Origin of the sequence: Spirosoma panaciterrae DSM 21099, assembly GCF_000374025.1 — a bacterium.
Lineage (GTDB): Bacteria > Bacteroidota > Bacteroidia > Cytophagales > Spirosomataceae > Spirosoma > Spirosoma panaciterrae.
The window spans coordinates 49,377-64,966 of the sequence record NZ_KB893181.1; the positions used below are offsets into that span (position 1 = coordinate 49,377).

12 protein-coding genes are annotated in these 15,590 nt (G+C 49.3%); 8 read left to right on the forward strand and 4 right to left on the reverse strand.

The genetic code is table 11. From position 1 onward, the window contains the following. The first annotated feature begins 21 nt into the window (after nt 1–21). The 5 genes from B153_RS0112175 to B153_RS0112195 all read left to right on the forward strand — a co-directional run bounded on the left by B153_RS0112175 (nt 22) and on the right by B153_RS0112195 (nt 5,912). Entirely contained in the window at nt 22–630 is a 609-nt protein-coding gene (locus B153_RS0112175; protein WP_020596991.1) for a 2OG-Fe(II) oxygenase, read from the forward strand. Between the two features lie 61 nt (nt 631–691). After that, nucleotides 692–2,602, forward strand: a complete 1,911-nt coding sequence (locus tag B153_RS0112180; protein WP_020596992.1) for an NADH-quinone oxidoreductase subunit 5 family protein — start codon at nt 692–694, stop codon at nt 2,600–2,602. A 33-nt stretch (nt 2,603–2,635) separates the two neighbouring features. After that, on the forward strand, nt 2,636–4,300 hold the full coding sequence (locus B153_RS0112185; protein WP_020596993.1) for a complex I subunit 4 family protein: 1,665 nt from the start codon (nt 2,636–2,638) through the stop codon (nt 4,298–4,300). Between the two features lie 132 nt (nt 4,301–4,432). Beyond that, on the forward strand, nt 4,433–4,702 hold the full coding sequence (locus B153_RS0112190) for an ArsR/SmtB family transcription factor (protein ID WP_040761303.1): 270 nt from the start codon (nt 4,433–4,435) through the stop codon (nt 4,700–4,702). Between the two features lie 103 nt (nt 4,703–4,805). Further along, nucleotides 4,806–5,912, forward strand: a complete 1,107-nt coding sequence (locus B153_RS0112195; protein WP_020596995.1) for an alkene reductase — start codon at nt 4,806–4,808, stop codon at nt 5,910–5,912. 55 nt (nt 5,913–5,967) lie between these two features. Here the strand turns inward: B153_RS0112195 and gldG are convergent, their stop codons facing one another. The 3 genes from gldG to B153_RS0112210 form a co-directional block, all read right to left on the reverse strand. Next, nucleotides 5,968–7,635 (reverse strand): gliding motility-associated ABC transporter substrate-binding protein GldG, encoded by a 1,668-nt coding sequence (gene gldG / locus B153_RS0112200; RefSeq protein WP_020596996.1) that lies wholly within the window; start codon nt 7,633–7,635, stop codon nt 5,968–5,970. Between the two features lie 115 nt (nt 7,636–7,750). Beyond that, a complete protein-coding gene (locus tag B153_RS0112205) occupies nt 7,751–7,999 on the reverse strand; it encodes a hypothetical protein (RefSeq protein ID WP_020596997.1) in 249 nt (82 codons plus the stop codon). 84 nt (nt 8,000–8,083) lie between these two features. Next, complete coding sequence (locus B153_RS0112210; protein WP_020596998.1) at nt 8,084–11,065, reverse strand: putative LPS assembly protein LptD; 2,982 nt, start codon at nt 11,063–11,065, stop codon at nt 8,084–8,086. A gap of 202 nt (nt 11,066–11,267) precedes the next feature. Here B153_RS0112210 and B153_RS0112215 point away from each other — a divergent pair, with 202 nt between their 5' ends. Together B153_RS0112215 and B153_RS0112220 are read left to right on the forward strand one after the other, a co-directional pair. Then, nucleotides 11,268–12,113 (forward strand): N-acetylmuramoyl-L-alanine amidase family protein, encoded by an 846-nt coding sequence (locus tag B153_RS0112215; RefSeq protein WP_020596999.1) that lies wholly within the window; start codon nt 11,268–11,270, stop codon nt 12,111–12,113. Between the two features lie 165 nt (nt 12,114–12,278). Further along, nucleotides 12,279–13,271 (forward strand): MlaD family protein, encoded by a 993-nt coding sequence (locus B153_RS0112220; RefSeq protein WP_020597000.1) that lies wholly within the window; start codon nt 12,279–12,281, stop codon nt 13,269–13,271. Between the two features lie 150 nt (nt 13,272–13,421). Here the strand turns inward: B153_RS0112220 and B153_RS0112225 are convergent, their stop codons facing one another. Then, on the reverse strand, nt 13,422–13,745 hold the full coding sequence (locus B153_RS0112225) for a hypothetical protein (protein ID WP_020597001.1): 324 nt from the start codon (nt 13,743–13,745) through the stop codon (nt 13,422–13,424). A 150-nt stretch (nt 13,746–13,895) separates the two neighbouring features. Between B153_RS0112225 and B153_RS0112230 the strand changes: the two genes are divergently transcribed. Then, nucleotides 13,896–15,506, forward strand: coding sequence for an acyl-CoA carboxylase subunit beta (locus B153_RS0112230; RefSeq protein ID WP_020597002.1), 1,611 nt, complete (start codon nt 13,896–13,898; stop codon nt 15,504–15,506). Nucleotides 15,507–15,590: the final 84 nt, after the last annotated feature.

Genomic DNA, 15,590 nt, shown 5'->3' on the forward strand with positions numbered 1-15,590 from the left:
AAGCCTGAAAAGTTTTGACCTATGAATACAGTTTTTGAGTCGATTATCGACGGTATTGTAGCGGAAGGGTATGGGGTTGCCGATAATTTTCTAACGCAGGAAGAAGTAACAGCCCTGGCCAGCCGCCTGCATGATCGTCGGGGAGCGGGCCAGTTTCGGGCTGCTGGCATTGGCAATCAGCAGAAAATGGTCCAGAATACGATCCGGGGCGACGAAATACTCTGGCTGGACGAAGCGTCGGCTACTCCCGAAGAAGCGGCCTTTTTACAGCGGATCGCCGAGTTTGTACAGTATGTAAACCAGACCTGTTATTTGGGGTTGCGGGATTATGAGTTCCATTACGCTGTATACCCACCAGGTACCTTTTATAAACGACATCTGGACCAGTTTCGCAGCGATTCGCGCCGGAAACTGTCGGTCATTTGCTATCTCAATGCCGATTGGCAGGAATCAGATGGCGGTCAACTGGCAATCTATCTGCCCGAAGCTGATCATCAAACTGAGCGGCAAATTATGGTCACTCCTGTAGGTGGACGGATGGTTTGTTTTGAAAGTGGACGATTGGAACATGAAGTGCTTCCTGCCACCCGCGAACGATTGAGTGTAACGGGCTGGCTGAAAACGGGATAAAACCTATTTGCATCCCCACCGGATAATAGGGATATTTGCGGCCAATTCTGACCGAATACGGATGCCCGTCCATACGCCTTTGCCTGTATCGTTGCTAACTACTCTTCTACTAAGCCTTCCTTTTGTTGGGTTTCTGGCGTTAGCTATGGCAAGTCGTCGGGTATCGGCCTGGCTGGCTATTCTAACCACCAGCTTTGGATTTGTCGTGGCCTTTGTTTTGGCGCTAAATTTACCAGATCAGCCACTCACAATTCAGACTGCCTGGGCGGATCTGTCGGGTACTTTGTTTTCCATCAGCTTTAGGCTCGATTCAATAGCTGCCCTGATGCTGATCCTGGTGCATTTTGTGGCGCTGCTGGTGCAGATTTATTCAGTCGCCTACCTTCACGATGAGCCTCGACTTCGGCGCTATTTTGCGTATTTACAACTGTTTGTGGGCGCTATGCTGGGTATTGTGCTGGCTGGAAATCTGCTGGTTATGTATGCCTTCTGGGAACTTGTTGGCTTGGCCTCCTATCTGCTTATCGGATTTTATGCCGAACGACCCTCGGCGTCAAAAGCTGCAAAAAAAGCCTTTCTGATGAATCGCGTTGGTGATGCTGGATTCCTGATTGGTATTTTTCTGACCTATTATAACTTCCGAACGCTCGACTTTTCGGTATTGGATACAGCCGTAGTTGGGGGCGCTCTGCCGACTGCGCTTGGACTCTGCCTGTTTATGGGTTGCATGGGTAAATCGGCTCAGTTTCCACTATTGACCTGGCTGCCCGATGCTATGGAAGGGCCTACGCCAGTTTCGGCCCTGCTGCATGCCGCTACGATGGTAGCGGCCGGTATTTTTCTGCTCGCCCGAATTCACCCATTGCTATCGCCCGATGCGCTGGTCGTAATAGCCCTAATCGGTACCATTACGACTGTATGGGGTGGGTATTCGGCACTCTTCCAAACGGATATTAAGAAAGTACTGGCGTTTTCGACGGTTTCACAATTGGGGTTGATGGTGGCGGCAATGGGCACTAATAATGTGAGTGGAGCCATGTTCCATTTGTTGACCCACGCCTTTTTTAAAGCGGGTCTTTTTTTAAGTGCGGGTGCCGTCATTCATGCCGTTCATACCCAGGATATGCGGCATATGGGTGGGCTGCGCCAAACGCTGCCTATAACCTTTTGGGGGTATACCTTTTGTGCTGCGGCCTTGGCAGGCGTTCCATTTTTATCGGGTTTTTTGTCGAAAGAAGCGATCCTCAGTGGCGCTTTCGATTGGGCAAGTCACCAGCCTGGTGGGCTTGCCAGTCTGATACCGATAGCACTGCTACTGTCGTCGGGGTTGACCATGCTGTATATGGCGAGGCAATGGCGACTTATTTTTTTCGGTAGTTATCGGAACAAACACATCCCATTAGACCAAACGCATGAACCCAACTGGCTTATGCGTGGCCCCGTTGTCCTGTTAGCCATTTTATCCCTTGGCTTTTGGTTTTCGATCAATCCGTTTTCGGTACATGGGAGCTGGTTTTTTCGCCTGATACCCACACCAGCGGAAGGCCATTTTGGTTGGTTGGCTCCGGCTTCAGTCGCGCTGGTTGCCGTAGGGGGATGGGCAGGATTTCGTATGAACGCCCCTCGGACTGATACAATAGCGGTCCGGCTATCGCTTGAATATGGTTTTTTAGATAGCCTATTTCAGTATCTGGTCATTAATCCAACCCAAAAACTTGCCAACCTCCTGAGTCGGACTGATCGACGTCTGGTTGATGGCACTGTAAATAATCTGGGGATTACCCTGGTGGTACTGGCTTATATAGCGCGAGCCATTGATCGGCTGGTAATCGATGGGGTTGTAAACGGTGCCGCCTGGATAGCCAGTTTTTTTGGACAAATGACACGATCGGTGCAAAATGGGCGCGTGCAGTCCTATATTATGGTGACTGTAGTTGGTTTAGTATTGGTTCTTTGGTGGTTGCTTTACTAGTGGGGGCTATAGAGAATGTGTCCCTAACAACTTATGATTCTTTCGTTACTTATTTTTCTTCCCTTGCTTGGGGCGCTGGTGATAGCCTTATTGCCTGAGAGCCAGGTGATTCAATTTCGCTGGATTGCCTTTGTTATTACACTGGCCGAAGTGATGTTATCGGTGGTTGCTTATCGGGAGTTCAACCAGGCCATAGACGATTACCAACTGGTAGAGCAAGTTAACTGGATTACGCTGCCACTTGGTAATCTGGGGATTGTATCGATCGATTACCTGCTAGGTGTCGATGGGATTAGCCTGCCGTTGATTATTCTGTCGGCGGTGGTCATGCTGATAGGGGTTGTTTCTTCCTGGACGATGACGCATCGGCTAAGGGCCTACTACGCCCTGTATCTGCTCCTGACAGGCACGGTGATGGGCTGTTTTGCCGCATTGGATTTCTTTCTTTTTTTCCTATTTTTTGAGTTCATGCTTCTGCCGATGTATTTCCTGATTGGCCTTTGGGGAGGACCAAGACGAGAATACGCATCGATCAAGTTTTTTCTATACACTCTGTTCGGTTCACTGCTGATTTTGCTGGTCATGATTGGGCTGTCGCTGTCGGTTATGGACCCGGTAAGTACCGCCATTACGGCAGGGTTTATCCCTGACCCTTCGGCCGCTACGGATGAACTCATTCGAAATATTCAGAGCGCGTTACAAAGCGGCCAGTTGAATTCTGCCCAGCTTGTTCACACGTTTACGATGCGGTATTTGGCAGATAGCAACAACTACCTGCCTAATGCGTTGCTAAACCCAGCTTCTCAACTGATGGTATGGGGGCTTTCGGCAAGGCAATTAGCCTTTTGGGCACTCTTCATTGGGTTTGCGATTAAGCTACCTATTGTACCGGTACATACCTGGCTACCTGATGCCCACGTAGAGGCCCCTACACCTGTATCGGTTGTTCTGGCAGGTGTTCTACTCAAAATTGGTGGCTATGGGTTCCTGCGTATTGTCTGGGATTTCTTCCCCGACGGAGCGGCTCATTATGCGCAGATTTTGGCTGGTTTGGGCGTTTTGTCGATCGTATACGGAGGCCTCAACGCGCTGGCCCAGGCCGACCTTAAAAAAATGATTGCCTATTCATCGGTATCCCACATGGGGTTTGTATTGCTGGGCGTAGCTTCATTAACGGCTGAGGGAGTCAATGGGGCGATCTATCAAATGGTAAGCCACGGGGTATTGTCGGCTATGTTGTTTCTGCTTGCGGGTGTGATTTACGACCGCACACACGATCGCCGAATCGATTCGTATCGTGGCTTGATGAAGCCAATGCCCCGCTATACAACCTTGACAGCCATCGCCTTTTTTGCTTCATTAGGGCTGCCGGGGTTCTCTGGTTTTGTGGGTGAATTATTTACGCTCATGGGCAGTTTTCAGTCCCGGTGGCTGGCAGGATGGCTTACAGTATTGGCTACAACGGGTATATTGCTGGCGGCAGCGTATTTTCTCTGGACGTTGCAGCGTATGTTTTTCGGCCCGTACTGGTCCCGACACGAAGCCACAACGGTACTTACTGACCTGACCTTGCGCGAAAAACTCCTCTTGATTCCGTTGGGGGGAATGGCCTTAGTACTCGGTCTGTTTCCCAACCTTATCTTCAACCTGACCAGTGCTACCGTAGGGCAGTGGCTGCTGAAATTCTCCGTACAATAAGGGCTTCCTGACCAATGGCGAAGGTAAACGACCGACCAATAAGGGTTTAGGTAGCCATTGGCACGATACCGTTATGAATTTTGTTAACTTTATAGTGACGAGTTGTCGAAACTATACATTATAACAATGGCCATGGACTGCAAATTTATTGAAAAAGCCACGGGAGCTATGGCCGACAGATCCCGGCTATCCATCCTGATCGAACTCGCCAAAAAGGAAACATTGACCAATGCTGAGGTAATGGAACTGGTGGGGCTTTCTCAACCCTGCGTTTCGCATCACATCAAACAATTGATCGACAGTGGCTTAGTGAATTCATCGAAAGATGGGCGTAACATACACCTTCGGTTAAATAAAGAAGCTATTCAGCAATTGACGGTTTTCCTGGACGGGCTAGGCTAAAAATTTTGTTGAATACATCCAAACTTTTGAATATATGGATGTGTTGAGGCAAAGAGGATCCAGTACAACCCACTCTAATCTCATCATTAAAAACAGTAAAATAATGGCAGATAAACTGTTCTCAAAAGCTAAGCTTGGTGCATTAACGCTTCAAAATCATGTAGTAATGGCTCCGATGACCCGTAGCCGAGCGTTGGGCAATATTCCAAACGACATGATTGCCGAGTATTACGAACAACGAGCTACGGCCGGATTAATCATTACCGAAGGAACGGCTCCTTCCCCCAACGGGTTAGGCTACGCCCGGATACCCGGTATTTATAGCGCTGAGCAGGTGGAAGGCTGGAAGAAAGTTACTACGGCTGTGCATGAGAAAGGAAGCCGGATTTTTGTCCAGCTGATGCACACCGGACGAATTTCACATCCAGCCAATATGCCTTCAGGAGCCGAGGTTGTAGCCCCTTCGGCCATAACGGCGGCTGGAAGCATCTGGACAGATACCGAAGGGCTGGTTCCGAATGCAACCCCGCGCGAAATGACGGGTGAGGATGTACAGTCGGCTATTCAGGAGTTTGCGCAGGCTGCTAAGAATGCCGTAGAGGCTGGTTTCGATGGTATTGAACTGCATGGAGCTAACGGTTATCTGATCGAACAGTTTCTAAGTGACCGTAGTAACCAACGTACCGACGAGTACGGCGGATCTATTGAAAACCGGGCCCGATTTGTTCTTGATGTGGCGGCAGCGTCGATTGCTGCTATTGGTACCGAAAAGGTAGGGGTAAGATTATCGCCTTTCGGAGCGGCTGGCGATCTGATGCCCCACGCCGAGGATACGCATGAGCTGTATGTTTACCTGGCGCATAAGTTACAGGAACTGGGCGTAGTATATATACACTTGGTTGATCACTCGTCTCAGGGTGCTCCCGCCGTTCCACAAGCAACGGTAGAGGCTATTCGGGCGGCTTTCAAGGGGACGCTGATCTTGTGTGGCAATTACAATGTGGAGCGAGCCGAAGCTGATCTGGAAAGTGGGAAAGCTGATCTGATTGCGTTCGGGCGTCCGTTCATTGCCAATCCTGATTTGGTGGAGCGTCTGCAAACGGGGGCTGAACTGGCCCAGTTTGACGCATCAACCTTTTTCGCACCAGGCCCTAACGGCTTCGAGCAAGGCTTTATCGATTATCCAGCGCTTGCCGAAGCTCAGGTATAATCCTACTTTTCATTTTCATACAAAAAAGCGCTCTAAACATAGAGCGCTTTTTTGATTATTGGCCATAACTACGTCGTCGCATAAATTGCCACACAACGCCTATAATCCCTAATAAGGCCAAGGGCCCCAGTACGTTAAGTGCCTGCCAGCCGGTTCGGGTTGAGTCGACACGAATTTTGTCCAGCGGGCGAAGCGTAACTACCCGGTTACGAGCCGCAATAACTCCGTTTGGGTCAATTAGATAATCAATGGCATTCAGGGCAAAATCCTTATTGGCAAATGTGGTGCGTGTATAGCGGTCGAAGCCGAGCGGATACGGAGTTTGACGTTTATAATCGACATCGTTTACGATCAAGTCCCCATCCGAACAAACCAGTACGCGTGAGGCTATTCCTTCGGCCTTGAAGCCAGCAGCGCGTGGGTCGCCGGGTAAAATACGATTGGCATACAACGACTGAAATTTACCTTCGAGCAGGCAGCCTACAATCTGGGGGCCATCGGTATAGGTGGCTGGGTCAGGTTGCTGACGAGCTTCGTTATAGGAGATCAAAGCCGGTGTTTTCAGAAGCTTTGTGTAGGCCGACGTAAGTAATAAAGGCGTTTTCTGAACACCTGCCGAATGAACCGTATCAAGGGTACTAACAAACCGGCCGAGTACCGCGTCCAGATTGCGGACAATTGGATTGTTCGATGTGCCAAAGTTGTTGATCATGGGATAAAACCGCCAGGGGACTAACTGAATATTGGGCTTATCACCCATGTTGCCCACATCGAATGGAATGGGCGCGCAATACATATCTTTGACGACATCGCGATTCAGGCGTATACCCCACCGGAAAAACAAATCGTCGAGATTCAGGCTGAGTGGCTGTGCATAGGTGCCTTGATTGCTAACACTATCGACCCGCTGCCCATCCACAAAAAATAACACTCGCCCCCCCTTTACGACGAACTGATCGAGTTTGAAAATTTCGTCGTCCGAAAACGCTTTGTCGGGTTTTGTTACCAGCAGCAGATCGACATTCTCGACGGGCCCCGGCTTATTCATATCGACAAAAAACAGGTCATAATTTTCCTGAACCGAAGCCAGTAGGTCAGAGAAGCGAGACGGGGGCACCTGTGTATGACCAAATACCAGCCCTACGCGTCGTCGGGTTTCTTTGGTAAGCGTCAATTTTCGAATGGCTGAAGCCAACTGAAACTCGACACCTTCATACGATTGGTTCAGTTGCTCCTGCGGTGATGCCGTTTTATTGCCTTTCAGAAGCAGCACAGCTACTTCCTGCCCTTTATACGAAACAATAGCACCTGGGAAAATAAGCTTTTCAGTTCGTTTGCCGCCTTCATTATCAAACAGATTAGTAGGAAACAAACCCTTTTGCTGGAGCTTGTCGATCAGTTTGTTTTTGGCTTCAGGGTTGGTCACGTCGTCGGGATTGATGAACCGATACGTAACGGTTTTAGCCGCTTCGGCCTGAAAACCATCCAATGTTTCCCGGACAGCATTTTCAAGTCGCTTAAAACCCGGCGGTAGATCACCGGTCAGATACACATCGACGTGAACATCATCGGGTAGATTTACCAGCAGATTCTGGGTGGCTTCCGATAAGGTAAACCGCTTTTCCTGGGTTAGGTCAAGGCGAAAAAACACAAACGCCGACAAAACATTAACGGCAACGAGGGCAACAAGTATAAGAAGGGTGCGTAAGAGGGCAGAGTTCATACGGGACTATAACGAAAGAACGCCGTGCCTTGTATACATAGTTTTCAGGATTCGGTATTGCGCTGAGAACTAATTCGGTGTAGTATAATGGGCAGGTATCATGAACGGAATACCGTTAATTCAGTCGCTGTTCTGGAATACGAGTCAGGTTGATCGTCTTGGCGTCGTCCAAAGCGGCTTGCGGAGAGTCTATCTTGTCTGGGTCCATTCCCAATTCTCTCATAATCCGATACTGGCGGGCTTCGATATAAGTCAACCGGGCAATGAGCTGACTCATCCGCGTCTCCTGCTCGTCTTGCCGGGCAAGTAGATAAGCCGTTTTTTCTTCCAGTTCGTTTAAGCGTTGTTTGTCACGGTCGGTCATAGTTACAAGTCAGAAAAAGTTATAGCTGCAAGATAACATTTTTTGTATTCCCGGCCACAAACCGAAATGGATTGGAATCAGGGCTTACCGGCCATAGAAACCACCGTTATCGTAGAAGCTCCGGCGACGGCTTAACTTCAGCTCCTGGAGAATCGACGAGCGGGCCCGCAGGTCGAACGAGTAGTTGCCCGAGCGGAAGTTATTGCCCGAATAGGGAGTCCAGTTAAACGCCATTTCCCAGCAGTGCAGGTCGCGGTTGATACCGATTGTAGTTAACGTAGGGCTTTTGAACTGGAAATCGTAGCCTGTCTGGATGGTGATTTTCCATTTGGGTGTCAGGCTGAGGTCGCCAGTCAACGTAAGGGCCTGAACTACCTGCGAGAGTTGCGGGGTTAGTTTGGTCAGCCCAAAGGTATAGCTTACGTTCATCGACCAGGGGATGTTGAAGTCGACGTACAGTTCAGGATTGTTGTTGATGGCTTTAAGTGTTGCTTCCGATGCGTTCGGGCTGGATTTCGGTTTATCGGCCTGTTTGGGAGCGAATCGGGCACTTATGTAAGCCTGTAAGTTGGTGAGCCGCAATAGCCCCTGCCCAGCCTGGAAAGCATACAGATTCGGAACGCGGGTGTATTGCTGATCGACATACGGCTCCTGCAACGATTGAAGCGAAGGCGAATACGAGAGAGGTGTTATTGTGCTGGTCGTGGTAGCAAAGTAATAGGCCGCCGTGCCACCGTAGGCCCGATACGCATACGGATCGAAGGTTGACGAAAAGTTAAAGCTGATGTTTTTGAAAATCTGTGTATTCGCACTAACCGCAATAGGCGACAGCTTGTAATCGGGAGCCAGCAGGTTATAACTGCCGTTGATGCTCAGGTTATCGAAAATCGGAATCTTTTTAAAGTCCTGCCCCGACGAATCGCTACGGGTACGAACTTTCATTTCCAACTGGTTCACAATCCCGAAATTGATAAAGGCCGATTCGGTACTGGAGGCACTGGTACTTCCGCCATCGATGCCCCGAAATCTTGAGATGGTACGGCGGTAGAGCGGCAGGTTGGCGAGCGCTCCACGGGCTTCCAAAACAAAAAATTGACCATACCTTGGGTTGGTAAAATCAGGAACGTAGCTAAACGAAATCGACGGGGCTACGGTGTGTCGAATGGCCTCAACGCGTTTGCTACGGATAAAATAGGTTCCATAGAACCGCGTGTTCATACTGGCATTGATGGAAAAATTGTAGGACGGGAAAAAGCCGCGTGCTGTATCAATTTTTACATCGTTATGCGTAGCATTATAAGCTAAGTTTGGCTCTAGCCTTTTGCTGTAGATGTTTCCTTGCAGCGAGAATCCGGGTGTCAGGTTGATGTACCGAAATAGCTTTACGTTGGGCAACGAGATAGGGATGCTATACTGAGCCTGTAACGTCCGGTTTAGCCAGATTCGGTCCAGGTTGGCGAAGTTGAAAGCGATCAGGTTCGGGTCTGCTGCCACAATCCCTAAGCGTAGGTTGTTGGCTCGGGTAATACTATCCTGAATACGCTGAACGGTACTGATCGTGGTCAGATTGGTAACAACGGGGAAACCCAGACCTGTGGTGTCGATCTGCCGACGGATGGTATTACTCACCCCAATCGAGCCGCTTACATCCAGACCGACCCGGAAACTTTCGTACCAACGACCTGAGCCACCTTTTAGCGCGAATGGCGAGATTTGGTTCACCCCAAAGTTGAAGCTTGACGAAACATCGGTCTTCCCGTTTTCGCGTACACCCGTTTGCTGGTTTACCTGTCCAAACTGCTGGTTTACCCGGATGTTGGCGCCTGCTCGCACATATTGGCCGAAGGAACGGCTGTACTGAACCGACGAACCCGCCACGTTGGAGATATACGATTGGGTACTGTAAGAGTTGAACTGGTTATAGCTGTTGCTGCTGACATTGACATTGGCCGAGAAACTGCCCCGGCCGCGCGGTACGGGCGAGTGCGACCACGTAAAGGAAAAGTCGTTGCGTGGGCTTTGAGTGGTATCGACCCGGTCGCCGGAGCGGTTACGGTTAAATTGCAGGTTTACGCTACCGCTAAATCGATAACGCTTATTATAAGCCGATGATACCCCCAACCCCCAGCTTCCGCGAGAATAAATCTGACCTTTGAATTGCAATCCCAGATTTTCGCTGACAGCCCAGTAGTAGCCGCCATCGCGCAGGTAGAATCCGCGCCCGTTGGGCTCTTCGCCGTATTGAGGCACAATAAGTCCCGAAACACCGATCTCTTTTCGTTTTGGAAACGGGAAAAAGCCAAAGGGTAATCCAATGGGCAACGGGATCTGATTGATGACCAGATTGAACGGCCCCGCCACCACCTGCTTATTGTGGATAACCTTGAGCTTACTGGCGTTGATATGAAAGTGTGGAATGGCCAGGTTACAGGTTGTATAGATCGCTTTACCGATATACAGGTTATCTTCAGCATCTTTTTTGACCGTCGTTCCCCGGATATTTCCTTCGCCCTGTTGCGTGACTACACCCTGAATGCGGCCTTTTTGGGATTTGAAGTTGTATCGTATTTCTTTGGTGTCGTATTTGCCTTCGCCATCCTGGAAAATAGGCCGTCCAATCGTTTTTTTAGTGGTTGAATCATAGCGTCCTCGGGCATATACTTCATTGGTCAGGTAGTTCAGACGGATGTAGTCAGCTTTCAGGGAAATCTCGCCGTATATGACGCTGGCATCCCCAAATAATTCAACAGTCTGGCCATCGGCGGCATAGATTGTTGAATCTTTGGCCTGGTATTTGACCGTAGTTTTAAAATCATCGGTGCCTTTTGTGGTATCAATTTTGGCCGTGTCGTTTGCTGTAACTCGCAATGAATCAGTGGTATTGCTCGTTGTAGACTGTGGCCGAACGGTATTGGGCGACACAATACCCGGGGTAGTCTTACTGGGTACGCGCTGGGTGGGTACTGTAGCCGGGGGAATACCTCCTTTGGCGGGTAGTTGAGGCAGTGTTTTTTGTTGCCCCAGCGCCGTAAACGCCCAGAGTAGCCAGAACAGACTGACAGTCATCTGTATCCAAATTGGTCGTTTATTCAGGGGCCGCAAAATAAAGTCTCTGTTTTTCAGGTTTATTAAAAAAATTATATTTGCCAGTAGACCGTTAAGTCTATGGTTTACAAAGGTATCCACGAACAGTTATCCTACTATCGCTTTGAAACGTTTTTGGCTGTTAAAAATTATTAAACCCATGAGCCTTCCCGCTCCCGGAATAATGACAACTTTGGTCTTTGCCATCGTACCCTTACTGGCGATGACCAGTCCAGATTCGTTACCCTTTGGTCCTGTTCAGGAGTCAACACAGCAGGCAGGCCCGCAGGATAAAGAAGCCACACAGGAGAATGACGCCCCCAACCAGCTTCGAACCATTGTGCTCGATGCGGGCCACGGTGGCAAAGATCCTGGTACGCATGGTCGATATGCCAAAGAAAAAACGATTAATCTGGATTTAGTCCTTTTACTGGGTCGCAAAATTAAGGAGAAGCACCCAAACGTTCGGGTCATTTACACACGAACTTCGGACCATTTCGTCGAATTGTTGGAACGTGGCGCTATTGCCAACCGCAACCGGGCCGATTTGTTCATCTCGATCCACTGCAATGCCAGTCCGTCGAGTAGCCGGGTATATGGTACTGAAACCTACACATTGGGGCTGCACCGTACCCAAAGTAACCTGGATGTGGCCCGCCGTGAAAATGCAGTTATCCTTCAGGAAAAGAATTATCAGCAAACCTATAAAGGCTTTGACCCCAATTCGCCACTGGCTACGATTATGCTGGCCAACTATCAGCATGCGTTTATTGCCAGCAGCATCAATTTTGCCGAAAAACTGGAGAAAAGCTTTCATTTTAATGCCAGTCGAAAGAGTAACGGTGTTAAGCAGGCCGGCTTTATTGTGCTCTGGAAAACGACCATGCCTAGTGTTCTGATTGAGAGCGGTTATCTGACCAATCGCGAAGAAGAAGATTATCTGCGGTCTGAGGAAGGGCAGGAGGAGATGGCCGACGCTATTTACAAAGCCTTTGCCCGGTACAAAGAGGAAGTTGAAGCGGGTGAGTAACTTCACTACATAGTGGCTTACGTTCAATCAATTCTCGCATCAACTTAGTTCGCTGCTTTACTAAATTCGCCCGGCTGTGGGACAAACGACCCCAAAAGTTGGTTATACATCCAACCAGTCTGGTTAGGACTGCCCATAACTGGGTTGTTCACCTTCACGCAACACATGAAAATTTCACAGGAAGTAAAGGTAGGCTTGTTGGCTGTTGTCTCGCTGCTGATGTTCTACTATGGATTTCGCTTTTTGAAAGGCTCTGATTTCTTTTCCTCAACGAATAAGTATCAGGTCGTATATGATAATATTGATGGTCTGGTGCCCTCTAACCCCGTTCGAATCAACGGCTTATCGGTAGGGCGGGTGAAGAGCATCGAGATTTTACAGAATCAGGATAATAAACTTCTGGTAACGCTGGAGCTAAATAAAACGATTCGGGTTACGCAGGGATCTAAAGCCGTTCTGGACGACGACGGACTGCTGGGAGGGAAGCTCATCAGGCTGAACATTAACTCAAAAGCCCCTGAACTCGAAGATGGTGGTATGTTGGTTGCCGCCAAAGAATCAGGTTTGTCGGCCCTGATTCGCGAAAAAACCCTGCCCGTTCTGAACAACGTCGATTCGTTGACCTTCCAGCTCAACCGGGTAGTAGCTCAGTTCGATCAGACAGGGTCTATGCTCAAACAAACGCTTCAGAGTGCAAACAATGGAGTCAAAACGCTCGATCTTACTATTGCCGAAAACCGGGCCGGTTTGAAAGCTACCTTGGCCAGTGTGAGCCATTTGGCGGCATCGCTCGTAGAAACCGAAAAACAACTTAAGCCCATTCTGGCTAAAGCCGATACGTTTGCCGATTCGCTGCAGGGATTGCAGTTAAAACAGACCTTGCTGACAGTCAACAAAACGGTCGATAACCTGCAGAAGATTCTGGCTGACGTCAACAGTGGACGGGGCTCGTTGGGCAAACTGACATCGGATGAGAAACTTTACCAGAATGTAAATGCCACTGCGGCCAGCCTGGAAAAACTTCTGACCGATCTGCGCGAGCATCCTAAGCGATACGTACAGTTTTCCCTTTTTGGCAAGAAAGAGCAGCCTTATACCGCGCCAGCGACCAGTACAACCATCACTACTGTGATTCCTGCTGATTCTACGAAGAAGTAAAAGCAGTAGAGATATAGGTTGCTTTTAGATGGCTATATCCGTGTTGTGTGGTAAGCTTTCCATTCAAACGATTAAGTTGACGCTTCCGTTGGCGAGCGTATATGTCCGGCCAATAGGGTTGGTTATTGTTAAATCCGTTTAAAGGCTTTGCTAAAAAATATTCTTGTTCCATTTCCAGAAGTCGTAGTATTTGCCTTTGGGCTCACCAGTCCATCCATTAATGCCTTCCTTTTGCGGCAGGTAATACCCATGGACGTATAGAAACGGGACTATAAAAGCTCCCAGAACACTCATCGCCACCGTTCTTCCGAAGTAAGTTGAGAGGACAATTACGATCAATAGTGTAAGAATATACTTGCCTAACCTTCGCCATTTGGGCGTTCGTTCTTCAAATTGGCCAAACAGTATATTGCCTACTGCGTAGATGGCGCTTACAATGGCTATTTCAAACCATACTGAGTCTGTTTGCCACATAACTTTTAGGTTTATAACGGGTTGGTAATTTCGCCTTTTTCTCGTTTCGGTCACTGGCAATGTTGCCGGAATAGCCTGAGAAGTATCAAATGATACGTTATTCGCAAGAGAATCCCGATGTTTGTCCAGCAACAATCCCGATAAACGTTTATGCAAGCCCTTCTTGACGAACTCGCCCAACGCACCGCTCAAACCCAGTTGGGCGGTGGCCAGAAAAAAATAGACGATCAACACCAGAAAGGAAAACTAACGGCCCGCGAGCGCATTGCCTACCTGACCGATCCCGAAAAACCGTTCGTTGAAATCGGGCTGTTTACGGGCGACGGGATGTATGCCGAACATGGTGGATGTCCGTCGGGAGGTGTAGTGGTCGGTATTGGGTACGTGTCGGGGCGGCAGTGCGTCATTGTAGCCAACGATGCAACGGTTAAAGCAGGAGCCTGGTTTCCGATTACGGCCAAGAAAAATCTTCGTGCGCAGGAAATAGCCATGGAAAATCGGCTACCGATCATTTATCTGGTCGATAGCGCGGGGGTGTATTTGCCTTTACAGAACGAGGTTTTTGCTGATAAAGACCATTTTGGTCGGACTTTCCGAAACAATGCACACCTGTCGGCAATGGGTATTTTTCAGGTGGCAGCTATTATGGGAAGTTGCGTGGCGGGTGGTGCCTACCTGCCCATCATGTCTGATGAATCCCTGATTGTAGAAGGGACAGGGTCCATTTTTCTGGCGGGGCCTTATCTGGTTAAAGCGTCTATTGGCGAAGATGTCGATGCGGAAACGCTCGGTGGAGCTACCACGCAGACCGATATTTCGGGCGTTGTGGATAATAAATATCCTGATGATCAAAGCTGTCTGGATGCCATCAAACGAATGTTCGATAAGTTGGGCCATCACGAATCGGCGGGCTTTGATCGGGTTGAGCCGGCTGCACCTGCTAAAAAACCAGAAGAGATCTACCAGATTCTGCCTCTTGATCGGGTTAAGCCCTACGATATGCAGGAAATTGTGGACAGGCTTGTGGACAACTCCGCTTTCGATGCCTATAAACCCGGTTATGGTCAATCACTTCTGTGTGGTTATGCACGAATTGAGGGTTGGGCAGTCGGTATCGTCGCCAATCAGCGTAAAGTTGTCAAAGCTAAAGGCCGGACAGGTCAACCGGGCGAGATGCAAATGGGCGGGGTTATCTATGGCGATGCTGCCGATAAAGCGGCCCGGTTTATCATGAACTGCAATCAGAAACGGATTCCGCTGGTGTTTTTGCAGGATGTTTCGGGTTTTATGGTGGGTAGCCGGGCCGAACAGGGCGGGATTATTAAAGACGGTGCCAAAATGGTAAGTGCCATGGCTAACTCCGTCGTGCCGAAGTTCACGGTTGTGGTCGGAAATAGTTATGGAGCGGGCAATTATGCCATGTGTGGCAAAGCCTACGACCCGAGGCTCATGCTGGCCTGGCCAACCGCGCAGATGGCCGTTATGAGTGGCGCTTCGGCAGCCAAAACCCTGCTTCAGATTCAGGTAGCGGCCCAGAAAGCCAAAGGTCAGCCGATGACGTCTGAGGAAGAACAGGCTCAGTTGACGAAAATTACAGACCAGTACAACGCTCAACTCTCGCCCTACTATGCAGCCGCCCGGCTTTGGGTCGATGCTGTTATTGATCCACTACAAACCCGGCAAACCATTTCGGAAGGAATTGCTGCAGCCAATCAGGCGCCCATCACAAAACCTTTTTCGGTAGGCGTAATCCAGACCTAAGAATTGGCTTAAGCACAGACTCCTGAGGCTTCAGGGAAAGTGATGAATAATGCGCTTGTTTAAACCCTACCCTTGGAGGTTATT